Raw genomic sequence first — 13136 nt, forward strand, 5'->3', positions numbered from 1 at the left:
GGCGAATTACTGATGGACCGCATCGTCTACGACCGGATGGCCGCGCATGATTCCACGCATTGGTGGTACCGCGCGCGCCGCGACATCCTCGCCGATTACCTGACGCGCTACGGCGCGTTGCCGAAGGACGCCAAGATCCTCGAGATCGGCTGCGGCACCGGGCACAATCTGCCGATGCTGGCCGCGTTCGGCAGCATCGACGCGATCGAGATCGATCCCGCCGCGCGCGAGATCGCGAGCGAGCGGCTCGGCAAGCCGGTCGGCGCGGCACCCTTGCCCGAACTGCCGGGCGTGCCGCGGGGCCATTACGACCTGATCGCGGTGCTCGATGTGGTCGAGCATATCGAGGACGACGTCGCGGCGCTGAAGGCGATGGCGGATTGCCTCGCGCCCGGCGGCAAGATCCTGATCGCGGTGCCGGCGCACCAGTGGATGTGGAGCGCGCACGACACCGTGAACCACCACCACCGCCGCTATTCGAAGGCGACGCTGAAGGCGGCGATCGAGACTGCGGGGCTCAAGCCCGAAAAGCTCGGCTATTTCAATTCGCTGCTGTTCCCGCTGGCGGCGGCGGCGCGGATCGCCGGTCGGATGACGGGGCGCGACGACAGCGACGATTCCCCGCCGCCCAAGCCCGTCAACGCGCTGTTCGAGACGATCTTCCGGCTGGAACGCCATCTGGTCGGGCGCGTGCCGATGACGCCGGGGGTTTCGATCGTGACGCTGGCGGTGCCGCGGTAGCGATCGAGGTATCTGCGCGCGCCCTTCCGTTCGTCCTGGGTAGCCGTCGAGTAGCTGCGAAGCAGCGTATCGAGACGGCGTATCGAAGGATAGCTGGCGCGCGGAACCCATACCTCGATACGAGTCCTCGATACGCTCCTTACGGAGCTACTCGGTCTCTACTCGGCACGAACGGAACAGGGCGTGGCATGCCTCCCCGAATTGGCAAGCAAGCACCAAGCAAGCACCACCCCGGCGAAGGCCGGGGCCCAGTTGGGGAACGTGGCCAACTGCGGGTGCGCGCCGTTACTGCGACCTTCGCAACTGGGCCCCGGCCTCCGCCGGGGTGGAGGCGTGATGGGGCAGGCGGCGTTCGTTTAGTCGACGCGAACGGGCGGGAGGCCATCAGGCGCCTGAACCGGCTCAACCGGCTCCGCGCGGAACCCCAGCGTCGCCTTGCCCTGGATCGGGCCGGCGATATCCGCCACGATATACAGCGGTCGGCGCTTCGACTCGACATATAGCCGGCCGAGATATTCGCCGATCATTCCCAGCACGAACATCTGCACCGCGCCCAGGAACACGGTGACCAGCATCGTCGAAGTCCAGCCCTGCACCGCGCTGCCCGACAGCCAGCCGATCGCGATATACACGAACAGCAGCAGCGACACGCCGGTCAGCGCGAGCCCCGCATGGCTGGCAAACCGCAACGGCGCGGTCGAGAAGCCGGTGACCGCGTCGAAGGCGAGGCGGATCATCTTGGCGAGCGGGTAGTTCGTCTCGCCCGCGAGCCGCTCGGCACGGTCATAGGGGAAGGGCACCTGGCGGAAGCCGATCCAGGCGACCATGCCGCGGATGAAGCGCGCCTGTTCGGGCAAGCTCAGGAACGCATCGAGCGCCCGCCTGCTCATCAGGCGGAAATCGCCCGTGTCGAGCGGGATCGGCGTTTCGGTCATCCGCGTCAGCAGGCGATAAAAGGCGGCGGCGGTGGCCTTCTTGAACACCGTCTCGCCCGCGCGCTGGCGGCGGACCGCATAGACCACGTCGGCCTGGCTCGCCGCCATCGCCGCGCGCATGTCGGACAGCAGCTCGGGCGGATCCTGCAGATCCGCGTCTATGATCAGGATCTGCTCGCCCGCGCACAGATCGAGCCCCGCGGTGAGCGCCAGCTGGTGGCCATGGTTGCGCGACAGGTTGATCGCGACCAGCCGCGGGTCGGCGCTGGCGAGGCGTTGCATCACGTCCCAGCTGTCGTCGCGCGAGCCGTCGTTGATCAGGACGATCTCGTAATCGTCGCCGACCGCGACCTTGGCCGCGCCGGAAATGCGGGCGTGCAGGATGTCGAGGCACGCGGCCTCGTTATAGCAGGGCACGACGATAGAGAGAGCGGGACGGTTCATCGCCCCCGTCTAGCGTCCGCTGCGCCCGCCGTCATCGTCGGATGTTTCTACACCCGCTCCACGGTGTGCACCGCGTCCGCCGCGCGCAGCCCCGCCATCAGCCGCATCAGCTGCTGCACGTCGTGCACCTCGACATCGATCTCGTTGGTGTGGAAGCTCTTGTCGCGCGTATCGAGCCGAAGGTTGATGATGTTCGCCTTGTGCCCGCCGATGATCGTCGAGACGATGCCGAGCGAGCCCGGCTCGTTCTTCACCATCACCGATATCCGCGCGACCGCGCCCTCGGTCTCGTCGCCCCACGCCACGTCGACCCAGTCGGTCTCGTTCTCCGATCGCTCGGCGAGTTCGCCCAGCACGCGGCAGTCGATCGCATGCACCTCGATCCCCGCATCGGGGCGGCGAAGGCCGACGATCCGGTCGCCCGGGACCGGATGGCAGCAGGTCGCAAGGTCGTAGGCGACGCCGGGGGTAAGGCCCTTGATCGAGATTGCGCTCGATTGCGGCGCCAACGCATGCGTGACGTCCGCGCCGGCCGACCCCGGCATCAACGCCTCCATCACCGCGGCGTCCGACAGCGTGCGCCGCGCGATCGCGACCATCAGCGAGGATTCGTCGGGCAGCTTCAGCCGCTTGAGCGCGTGGCTCAGTGCATCGGTGCCGATCTGCGCGGGCAACCGCGTGACGATGTCCTCGTACAGGCTCTGGCCCAGCGCGATCTGTTCGACGCGCTCCTTCTGGCGCAGATGCCGGCGGATCGCGGCGAGCGCCTTGCCGGTGGTCGCGACGTTCAGCCATTGCGGTTGCGGCGACTGGCCCTTCGAGCGCAGGATCTGCACTTGGTCGCCATTCTCGATCACCGTCGACAGCGGCACGACGCGGCCATTGACCTTCGCGCCCACCGCCTGGTCGCCGAGATCGGTATGCACCGCATAGGCGAAATCGATCGAGGTCGCGCCCTTTGGCAGCTGGATCAGCTCGCCCTTGGGCGTGAACGCGAAGATGCGATCGGTGTACATCGCCATGCGCGTGTGTTCGAGCAGCTCCTCGGGGCTTTCGGCCGTATCGAGGATCTCGACGAGGTCGCGGATCCAGCTGACCTGCCGGTCGCTGCCGTTGATCTGCTGTTTGTACGCCCAGTGCGCCGCCAGCCCGAACTCGGCCTGCGCGTGCATGTCGGCGGTGCGGATCTGGATCTCGATGCGCGCGCTGTCGGCATGGATCACCGAGGTGTGCAGCGAGCGATAGCCGTTGCGCTTGGGCGTCGAGATGTAATCCTTGAACCGCCCCGGCACCATCGGCCAGCGCTGGTGGATGATGCCGAGCGTGCGGTAGCAATCCTCCTCGGTCGGCACGATCGCGCGGAACGCCATCACGTCTGACAGCTGTTCGAAGCTGATGTGCCGCTCCGACATCTTGCGGAAGATCGAATAGGGATGCTTTTCGCGCCCCGAAATCTCGGCCTCGACGCCGGCGCGCGCGAGCACCGATTTAAGCCCCGACGCGATCTTGGCAATCCGGTCGCCATCGCCCTGCTTGAGCTGTTCAAGGCGGCGATGGATCGATTCGGAGGCTTCGGGCTCAAGCTGTTCGAACGCGAGCGACTGCATCTCGCGCATGAATTCGTACATACCGATCCGCTCGGCGAGCGGCGCGTAGATGTCCATCGTCTCCTTGGCGATACGACGGCGCTTCTCGGGTTTGGCGATATGGTGCAGCGTCCGCATATTGTGCAGGCGGTCGGCGAGCTTGACCAGCAGCACGCGGATGTCGTCGGACATCGCAAGCAGGAACTTGCGCAGGTTTTCGGCGGCGCGTTCGTTCTCGGTCTGCGCCTCGATCTTGCTGAGCTTGGTGACGCCGTCGACGAGGCGCGCGACCGATGCCCCGAACAGCCGCTCGATCTCCTCGGGTGTCGCGACCGTGTCCTCGATCGTGTCGTGCAGGATCGCGGTGGCGATCGTCTCGGCATCGAGGTGCAGGTCGGTGAGGATGCCCGCCACCTCGATCGGGTGGCTGAAATACGGATCGCCGGACGCGCGCTTCTGGCTCCCATGCGCCTGCATCGAGAAGACATAGGCGCGGTTCAGCAGGGCCTCGTCGGCGTCGGGATCGTAGTCGAGGACGCGATCGACCAGTTCATATTGGCGCAGCACGGATCGTAGATGGGGCCGCGGAGGGACTTTTGGCAACAAAAAGCGTCGGATCACTGTGATCTAATGACTGCATGAGTAGCGAATGCGTGGGGCGTTTCGCTTCTGCGGCATATGCGGTACGCTTGCCCACGGACGAGGATGACGTGATGGGCAAATTGCGCGAACCACTGCTGGAATGCAGCCTGCCCGCCGCGCTGGAGGCGATGGGCGAGCGCTGGTCGTTCCTGATCCTGCGCGCCGCGTTCAACGGCCTGCACCATTTCGAGGAGTTCCAGTCGGAGCTCGGCATCGCGCGCAATATCCTGGCGAACCGGCTGGCGCGGCTGGTCGAGCACGGCATCCTGGAGCGGCAGCCGATCCCGGAGGACCGCCGCAAGATCGCCTATGGCCTGACCGACAAGGGTTTCGCGCTGCTGCCGACGATGATCGCGCTTCGGCAATGGGGCGAGCGGTGGGAGACATGCGTGCCGGCGTTCCCGATCCTCGTCGACGCGCGCGATCGGCGGCCGCTGCAGCCCGTCTCGGTGCGCGCGCATGACGGGCGCGTGCTGGGGAAGGGGGACCTGATCTGGGCGCTACCGGGCGAGGTCGCGGGGGATGAGGCCGAGGCGGCGGAGTAACGCCACCTTTCGTCAGGATGACGAAGGCAACGCCTCCAGCACCGCGCGGATCGCGTCCGGCAGCGGCACCGGCCGCCCGGTTTCCAGATCGACATGCACGCTGACCATCGTGATCACCGTATGCAGCTCGCCCGTCTCGGCATGCGCCAGTTCGAATCGCTTCGTCAGGCTGGACGTGCCGAGCTTCTCGATCCGCACGAACGCCTCGACCGTATCGCCGAGGCGGAACGGTTTCAGATAATCGATCTCGGTGCGGCGCACGTTGAACTCGGTGCTGGGCCACACTTCCGGCAAGGCCGTGACGATCCCGGTCCAGTCCCAGAACTCGGTGACCGCGACATCGGCATATTCGAGATAGCGCGAGTTGAAGACGATGCGCTGGCCGTCGATCTCGGCATAGCGCACGCGAAACCGCGTCGAGAAGGCGAAACCCGGCCGCATGTCAGACGATCAGGCGGATGCCGACGATCGCCAGCACGGTCGCCAGCACCGGCACCAGCACGCGGTCCGACACGCGCGTCGCGATCAGGCTGCCGATGACGATCCCGGGGATCGAGCCGATCAGCAGCGACACGAGCAGGTCGACGTCGACCGAGCCGAGGATCCAGTGTCCGATCCCGCCGAGCAGCGTCAGCGGCACGGCATGCGCGATGTCCGATCCGACCAGCCGGTTGATCGGCAGCTTCGGATAGAGGATCAGGAGCGCGGTCATCCCCAGCGCGCCCGCACCGACCGACGTCAGCGAGACGAGCACGCCGAGGACGGCGCCGAGCAGGATCGTCAGCATCGCCTGACGCTCGCCGCGGACCGTGCCGACGCGGGGCGTCAGCCACGCGACGATTCGGCCGCGCAGGAACGTCGCCACCGCCGACAGGATCAGCGTCACGCCCAACACGACGGTGATCGCATGGCCGGTGTCCGACGATTTCTCGCCGAGATGGTTGAGCACGAGCAACGTCGCGATCGCCGCGGGGACGCTGCCGGTCGCGAGCCGCCGCACGACTCGCCAGTCGACCGTGCCGCGCCAGCCATGCACGGTGGTGCCCACCGTCTTGGTCGCCGAGGCGTAGAGCAGGTCGGTGCCGACCGCGGTGGCCGGGTGGAAGCCGAAGACGAGCACCAGCAGCGGCGTCATCAGCGATCCGCCACCGACGCCGGTCAGCCCGACGATCAGGCCGACGAGCACGCCGGCCACCGAATACAACGGATTGATATCCACTAAGCGGTTAGCCAGCGCCACGCGCGGGCGTGTTGACGCCCATCGACTGGAGATATTTCTTCACGTTGCGCGCCGCCTGGCGGAGCCGCTGTTCGTTCTCGACCATCGCGATCCTCACATAGCCCTCGCCGTTTTCGCCATAGCCCACTCCTGGGGCCACCGCGACGTGCGCGTGAGTCAGCAATTGTTTGGTGAACTCAAGGCTACCTAAATGCGCGAGGGCGGGCGGCAAAGGCGCCCAGGCGAACATGCTCGCACGGGGACTCGGAATATCCCAGCCGGCGCGGCCGAAGCTTTCGACCAGCACGTCGCGGCGCTTGTGATAGAGTTCGCGGTTGCGCGCGACGATATCCTGCGGGCCGTTGAGCGCGGCGCAGGCCGCCGCCTGGATCGGCGTGAACGCGCCGTAATCGAGATAGGATTTCACGCGAGTCATTGCCGCGATCAGCGTCTTGTTGCCGACCCCGAAGCCCATCCGCCACCCGGCCATCGAATAGGTCTTGCTGAGCGAGGTGAACTCGATCGCGACGTCCTTCGCACCCGGCACCTGGAGGATCGAGGGGGTCGGCTTGCCGTCGTAATACAGCTCCGAATAGGCCAGGTCGGAGATCACCCAGAGCTTATGCTTCTTCGCGAACTCGACGACGCGTTCGTAAAAGGCGAGGTCGACGACCTCGGCGGTCGGGTTCGACGGATAGCCCATCACCAGCACCGACGGGCGCGGTACGGTGAACGCCATCGCGCGCTCCAGGCTCTCGAAATACGCCTCGTCTGGCGTGGTCGGCACTGCGCGGATCGTCGCACCGGCAATGATGAAGCCGAAGGTGTGGATCGGGTAGGACGGGTTGGGCGCGAGCACGACGTCGCCGGGCGCGGTGATCGCGGTGGCGAGGCTGGCGAGCCCTTCCTTCGAGCCCATCGTCACGACGACCTCTGTCTCGGGATCGACGTCGACGCCGAAGCGGCGGCCGTAGTAATTCGCCTGCGCCTTGCGGAGGCCGGGAATGCCCTTCGACTGCGAATAGCCGTGCGCGCTGGGCTTGCGCGCGACTTCGACGAGCTTTTCGATGACGTGCTCGGGCGGCGGCAGATCCGGATTGCCCATGCCGAGATCGATGATGTCCTCCCCGCCCGCGCGCGCCGCCGCCCGCATCGCGTTCACTTCGGCGATGACATAGGGGGGCAAGCGTTTGATGCGGTAGAAATCTTCGGACATGATCAGCCTCAAGCTGGAGGAGGGGATGCTTTACCGCAGCTAAAGGGAGGCGTCACCCACTCCGTACCACCGCGTTCGTCCCCTTAAATTGGATCGGGAGCGTATTTCCCAACGCCGTCACCCCAGCGAACGCTGGGGTATCCGGGTTTGGGCCGCTCGCCTCGACAAGGGGGATACCCCAGCTTTCGCTGGGGTGACGGGGTAGGGTGGGTGGCGATGTGGGGCGGGAGACGGGAATAGAGAGCGGCGGCGGCATGAATCGGTTGTGGCGCAAGCTTCCGCTCCAGCCACACCTGCGTTAAGCTCCCGAAAAACCAGAGGACGCCATGGCCGAAACTCCTCCCGCTCCGAGCCTGCCCGATCTCCAGCACTGGACCTGGGTGATGGGCCGCGCGCAGCAGATGATGATGGAGCAGGGGCTCGCCGCGATGCAGGCGCCGCCGGAGGGGATGCCCACGATTCCCGGGCTTACCGACCCCGCCACGCTGGCGCGCGCGCGCGATTTCTGGAACGAGAGCTTCACGCTGTGGCAGCGGTTCCTCGATCCCGCCAAGGCGCCGGACCCCGCGCCCGTCACCGACAAGCGCTTCAAGGCGCCGCAGTGGCGCGAACCCGTGTTCGACCTGATCCGCCAGAGCTACGAACTGATCGGCGATCACATGCTGCGCAGCGTCGAGGCGGTCGACGGGCTCGATGCCAGGCAGAAGGAGCAGCTGCGGTTCGCGACCAAGGGGTTCGTCGATGCGATGAGCCCGACCAACTTCGCGCTGACCAACCCGCAGGTGATCGAGAAGACGATCGAGACGCGCGGCGAGAATCTGCTCAAAGGGCTGCAGAACATGATGGCCGATCTTGCCCGCGGGCAGGTGACGCATACCCCCGACGGCGCGTTCGAGCTCGGCCGCAACCTGGCGATGACGCCGGGCAAGGTGGTCAAGCGCACGCCACTCTACGAACTGATCCAATATACGCCCACCACCCCCAAGGTGCTGGCGACGCCGCTCGTCATCTTCCCGCCGTGGATCAACCGGTTCTACATTCTCGACCTGACGCCCGAGAAGAGCTTCATCCGTTGGGCTGTCGAGCAGGGCATCACGGTGTTCATGGTGTCGTGGAAATCCGCCGATGCGAGCATGAAGGACGTGATCTGGGACGATTATGTCGCCGCGCAGGTCGATGCGATCGACACGGTCCGCGCCGCGCTGAAGGTGCCGGCGGTCCACACCATCGGCTATTGCGTCGCCGGGACGACGCTGGCGGCGACGCTCGCGCTGCTGGCGGCGCGCGGCGAGGCGGCGAAGGTCGCGAGCGCGACGTTCTTCACCGCCCAGGTCGATTTCGCGCAGGCGGGCGAATTGCAGCATTTCATCGACGACGAGCAGTTGAAGATGGTCGCGTCGCTCTCGCCCGAGGGGTTTCTCGACGGGCGCTACATGGCGACGACGTTCAACCTGCTGCGCGGGCGCGACCTGATCTGGAACTATGTCACGCAGAATTACCTGCTCGGCCAGGATTACGTGCCGTTCGACCTGCTCCACTGGAACGGCGACACGACCAACCTGCCCGCGAAATGGCACCTGAGCTATCTGACCGACCTCTACCGCGACAATCTGCTGGTGCAGCCCGGCGCGATCAGCGTCGCCGGAACGCCGCTCGACCTGACCAAGGTGACGACGCCGAGCTATGTCCAGGCGGGGCGCGAGGATCATATCGCGCCGGCCGAGAGCGTGTGGAAGCTGACTCAGCTGTTCACCGGGCCGCTGAAGTTCGTGCTGGCGGGGTCGGGACATATCGCCGGAGTCGTGAACCCGCCGGCCGCCGGGAAGTATCAGTATTGGACCAATCCCTCGGCGCATACGACGCTAGCGGACTTCGTCGCGGGGGCGACGGAAACCAAGGGAAGCTGGTGGCCGGACTGGGTCGAATGGGTCCGCGCGATCGATGCCAAAACCGTGTCGGCAAAAGGGGTTAGGGTACCCGGCGCGGGGTCGCTCGAAGCGCTTTGCGATGCGCCCGGGACGTACGTCAAAGGCCGGTAGCGCTACCTTCCGTTCACGTCATGGTGCAGTGCACAAGATATTTGTGCGCCGCCGCGAATCGTGTATAAAGATCGCGACATTACTCCGAAGAGAGGTGCGTGGATGACGGATATCGTAAAACCGACGGCCAAGTCCGACTCGAAGCCGCTCGTCACCGCGAAGGCTCCTCGGACTGTCGCCAAGCCGGCGCAACCGGCATCCGAGTCGATCGCTGTCCCGCCGGCGCCTGCGCCGGTCGTCATGGCTCTCGCGCCTGAGCCGGTCGTTCCGGCTCCGGCACCCGAGCCGGTCGCCATGACGCCTGCGATCGAACAGCCCCCTGCGGCAGACTGCGTACCGCCGCATCCCGACTCTCCAGCCCCGATACCAGCCGCCCCGATCACGGCCGCCGCGCCCCCGGGGATTCCTGTCAGCGAAACGAAGGACGCCATCATGGAAACGATCCAGAGCATCACCGAGAAGACCAAGTCCCTGTTCACGAACGGGTTCGGCGGCACGACCACCACCGATTTCACCGAGCAGGCCAAGGGCGCGATGGAAAAGTCGGCGAAGATGGCCGAAGATTTCGTCGCCTTCGGCAAGGGCAATATCGAGGCACTGGTCGAATCGTCGAAGATCGCCGCGAAGAACGTCGAAGCGCTCGGCCAGGAAGCTGCCGATTACGCCAAAACCTCGTTCGAGCACGCGACCGAAGCCGCCAAGACGCTCGCCGCTGCCAAGTCGCCGACCGAGTTCGTGAAGCTGCAGAGCGACTATGCGCGCACCGCGTTCGACACGATGATCGCCGAGGGCTCGCGCTCGACCGAGCGGATGCTCAAGATGTTCGGCGAGTTCGCGCAGCCGATCTCGAACCGGGTCGCGGTTGCGACCGACAAGATGAAGATGCCGGCCTGAGCCTGGCGCCGCGCTGCCCCCGGGTAGCGCGACAGGATCAGACGCGACAGGAGGGGGCGGCCGTCACGCGACGGTCGCCCCCTTTGCGGTTGCGGTTTTAGCGCGCCGTGTGTCGGCGCCCCCTTGCTCTTGCCCGACGGGATGCCATATTTTGACGGCATGGTGGTGGACTCTGAAATGATGGCCGTAGAATCGATGGCCGAGCGCCGTGACGATGGCGAGGATGGTACCGGCGGCACGGGCGCTGGCATTGCGACCAAGACGCGTGCGAAGACCAAGCAGCCGACACCGTACCGTGTGTTGATGCTCAACGACGATTACACGCCGATGGAATTCGTCGTGCTGTGCCTCCAGCGGTTCTTCCGCATGGATATGGAGGCGGCGACTCGCGTCATGCTCCACGTCCACCAGAAGGGCGTCGGGGTGTGCGGCACGTTCAGCTATGAGGTGGCGGAGACCAAGGTCAGCCAGGTCATGGATTTCGCCCGGCAGAACCAGCATCCGTTGCAGTGCACGCTCGAAAAGGCGTGAGCCTCACCGCTTGACCCGATTTCCTTGCTGATCCTCCCCCTGGCGGGGGAGGAGGGCAGGCGAAACCTATCGCGCGGGCGGGAGCCAGCGCAGGTCGAGCCCGTCGAAGCGTTCGATGTAATTCGCCGCCTGTGCCAGCAGCGTCTCCTTGAGCAGCGTCACCCGGCTGCCCTCGCGCCGGATCAGCCCGTCTTCCTCGAGCTGGCGCAGCATGCGGTTGACGTGCACCGCGGTGAGCCCGGTCGCGTCGCCGATCTCCTCCTGCGTGACGCCAAGCGTGAAGCTGTTGCCGATCGCCTGGTCGCGCCTGCGCAGCCGGTTGTGCATCTCGATCAGCAACGCGGCGATCCGCGCCTTGGCAGAGGTGCGCCCGAGCGCGGCGAGCCGGTCGGTCAGCGCGACCTTTTCCATCTGGTTCATCACCATGATGATCGCCGACAATCGCGGATGATCGGTCACCAGCGCGGTCATCACCGATCGATCGAACGGGCAGACCGTGCAATCGGTCAGCGCGACCACCGTCTCCGGGGAATCGCGATACACCAGCGCCGACACGCCGAGCATGTCGCCGGTATGGAGGAAGCGAAGGATCTGGCGGCTGCCGTCGTCGAGCAGCACATAGCTCATCGCCATGCCGCGCTGGAGGATGAAGAGCTCGGGCTGCGGATCGTTCTCGCGCAGCAGGATCGCGCCGCGACGCAAGTCGCGCGGGCGTTCCTCCAACCGCGCTAACGCAGCCCTTTCGTTCATCGACAAGTCGATGAGATCGCCGACGCGTTCGGCGAAGCAGCTGTCCGGCACTCTGTGATGGTCCCCCATGTTCGAGGGCACAAAGAGCAAAGCTATGATTCCCGCGCATTAAAGTCGATCAAGCGCGTGCATTCGGGCGTCGTGCGCGCGAGTCCGCTCGTCGGGTCCGTGCTGCGTGGCCCTTGCGCGCACCGCCAGCCGCGATACACACCCGGGATGGACCGTATTCTCATTCGTGGCGGCAACCGCCTGTCCGGGCGCCTGCCCATTTCCGGTGCGAAGAACGCAGCGCTCACGCTGATGCCGTGCGCGCTGCTGACCGAAGAGCCGCTGACGCTGCGCAATCTGCCGCGGCTCGCGGACGTCGACGGGTTTGGCCATCTGCTCAACCAGCTGGGCGCGTCGACCGCGATCCAGGGTACGCGGCCCGAGGATTTCGGCCGGGTGATGACGATCCGCGCGGGCAATCTCACATCGACCGAGGCGCCGTACGATATCGTGCGGAAAATGCGCGCGTCGATCCTCGTGCTCGGGCCGCTGCTCGGGCGCGGCGGCGAGGCGACGGTGTCGCTGCCGGGCGGCTGTGCGATCGGCAACCGCCCGATCGACCTGCACCTGCGCGCGCTCGAGGCGATCGGTGCCGAGCTCGAGATGGCGGCGGGCTATGTGAAGGCGACCGCGCCGGGCGGGCGCCTGCCGGGTGGACGCTATCGCTTCCCGATCGTGTCGGTTGGCGCGACCGAGAACGTGATCATGGCGGCGGTGCTCGCCAAGGGCACGAGCGTGATCGACAACGCCGCGCGCGAGCCCGAGATCGTCGATCTGTGCAACTGCCTGGTCGCGATGGGCGCGTCGATCGACGGGATCGGCACGGAGACGCTGACGATCGAGGGCCGCGACCGGCTGCACGGCGCGACCTATGCGGTGATGCCCGACCGGATCGAGGCGGGCAGCTATGCCTGCGCCGCGGCGATCACCGGTGGCGACCTGGAACTGGTCGGCGTGGCGATCCCCGACATGGGCGCGACGTTCGACGCGCTGGTCGAGGCAGACGTGTCGGTGACGCCGACCAAGGACGGCGTGCGCGTCGCCGCGGACGGCGGACTGAAGCCGCTGACGCTGTCCACCGCGCCCTATCCCGGCTTCGCGACCGACATGCAGGCGCAGTTCATGGCGATGCTCTGCAAGGCGGACGGCGCCAGCGTGCTGACCGAGACGATCTTCGAGAACCGCTACATGCACGTGCCCGAGCTGGCGCGGATGGGCGCGGATATCCAGGTGCGCGGCCGGACCGCGGTGGTGCGCGGCGTCGACAAGCTCGTCGGTGCGCCGGTGATGGCGACCGACCTGCGCGCGTCGATGAGCCTGATCCTGGCGGGTCTCGCGGCGGACGGCGAGACGTCGGTCGGCCGGGTGTACCATCTCGACCGCGGCTATGAGCGGCTGGAAGAGAAGCTGAGCGCGGTCGGCGCGGATATCGAGCGCGCCAGCGACGGGTGAGGGTCGGGAGGCGTAGTTGAGCCGGGGCTAGCCCTCTCCCCTCTGGGGAGAGGGTTGGGTGAGGGGCTGTTCCGGGCGCTGCACTGCTTGGCTG

At 66.4% G+C, this 13136-nt stretch carries 12 protein-coding genes; 6 read left to right on the top strand and 6 right to left on the bottom strand.

Annotation, left to right across the window (positions count from 1 at the left end; translation table 11 throughout):
• Positions 1-12: 12 nt before the first annotated feature.
• Positions 13-741, top strand: a complete 729-nt coding sequence (locus ASE79_RS10720) for a class I SAM-dependent methyltransferase (RefSeq protein ID WP_056416025.1) — start codon at positions 13-15, stop codon at positions 739-741.
• 356 nt (positions 742-1097) lie between these two features.
• On the opposite strand, the gene ASE79_RS10725 is transcribed toward ASE79_RS10720, so the two are convergent.
• Positions 1098-2120 (bottom strand): glycosyltransferase family 2 protein, encoded by a 1023-nt coding sequence (locus ASE79_RS10725; RefSeq protein WP_056416028.1) that lies wholly within the window; start codon positions 2118-2120, stop codon positions 1098-1100.
• A 47-nt stretch (positions 2121-2167) separates the two neighbouring features.
• Positions 2168-4273 carry a RelA/SpoT family protein gene (locus ASE79_RS10730; RefSeq protein WP_056416030.1) on the bottom strand — a complete coding sequence of 702 codons (2106 nt, stop codon included), beginning with the start codon at positions 4271-4273 and terminating at the stop codon, positions 2168-2170.
• 146 nt (positions 4274-4419) lie between these two features.
• Between ASE79_RS10730 and ASE79_RS10735 the strand changes: the two genes are divergently transcribed.
• Entirely contained in the window at positions 4420-4893 is a 474-nt protein-coding gene (locus tag ASE79_RS10735; RefSeq protein WP_056417171.1) for a winged helix-turn-helix transcriptional regulator, read from the top strand.
• 12 nt (positions 4894-4905) lie between these two features.
• Here the strand turns inward: ASE79_RS10735 and ASE79_RS10740 are convergent, their stop codons facing one another.
• The 3 genes from ASE79_RS10740 to ASE79_RS10750 are packed head-to-tail and all read right to left on the bottom strand — an operon-like array spanning position 4906 to position 7328.
• Complete coding sequence (locus ASE79_RS10740) at positions 4906-5334, bottom strand: acyl-CoA thioesterase (protein ID WP_056416033.1); 429 nt, start codon at positions 5332-5334, stop codon at positions 4906-4908.
• 1 nt (position 5335) lies between these two features.
• A complete protein-coding gene (locus ASE79_RS10745; protein WP_056416037.1) occupies positions 5336-6112 on the bottom strand; it encodes a sulfite exporter TauE/SafE family protein in 777 nt (258 codons plus the stop codon).
• A 7-nt stretch (positions 6113-6119) separates the two neighbouring features.
• On the bottom strand, positions 6120-7328 hold the full coding sequence (locus ASE79_RS10750) for an LL-diaminopimelate aminotransferase (RefSeq protein WP_056416040.1): 1209 nt from the start codon (positions 7326-7328) through the stop codon (positions 6120-6122).
• Positions 7329-7654: 326 nt separating this feature from the next.
• Here ASE79_RS10750 and ASE79_RS10755 point away from each other — a divergent pair, with 326 nt between their 5' ends.
• The 3 genes from ASE79_RS10755 (at position 7655) to clpS (ending at position 10792) form a co-directional block, all read left to right on the top strand.
• Positions 7655-9367 (top strand): PHA/PHB synthase family protein, encoded by a 1713-nt coding sequence (locus ASE79_RS10755; protein WP_056416043.1) that lies wholly within the window; start codon positions 7655-7657, stop codon positions 9365-9367.
• 102 nt (positions 9368-9469) lie between these two features.
• On the top strand, positions 9470-10261 hold the full coding sequence (locus tag ASE79_RS20390; RefSeq protein ID WP_082445253.1) for a phasin family protein: 792 nt from the start codon (positions 9470-9472) through the stop codon (positions 10259-10261).
• 195 nt (positions 10262-10456) lie between these two features.
• Entirely contained in the window at positions 10457-10792 is a 336-nt protein-coding gene (gene clpS, locus ASE79_RS10770; protein ID WP_055875355.1) for an ATP-dependent Clp protease adapter ClpS, read from the top strand.
• 66 nt (positions 10793-10858) lie between these two features.
• Here clpS and ASE79_RS10775 read toward each other — a convergent pair whose 3' ends face one another.
• Positions 10859-11542 (bottom strand): Crp/Fnr family transcriptional regulator, encoded by a 684-nt coding sequence (locus tag ASE79_RS10775; protein WP_234422585.1) that lies wholly within the window; start codon positions 11540-11542, stop codon positions 10859-10861.
• A 216-nt stretch (positions 11543-11758) separates the two neighbouring features.
• On the opposite strand from ASE79_RS10775, the gene murA reads away from it, so the two are divergent.
• The gene (murA, locus tag ASE79_RS10780; protein WP_056416058.1) at positions 11759-13042 is read left to right on the top strand and encodes a UDP-N-acetylglucosamine 1-carboxyvinyltransferase; all 1284 of its coding nucleotides are present in this window, start codon (positions 11759-11761) and stop codon (positions 13040-13042) included.
• The last annotated feature ends 94 nt before the right edge of the window (positions 13043-13136 follow it).

The sequence above is a fragment of the Sphingomonas sp. Leaf28 genome (assembly GCF_001421685.1).
Classification (GTDB): Bacteria; Pseudomonadota; Alphaproteobacteria; order Sphingomonadales; family Sphingomonadaceae; genus Sphingomonas; species Sphingomonas aurantiaca.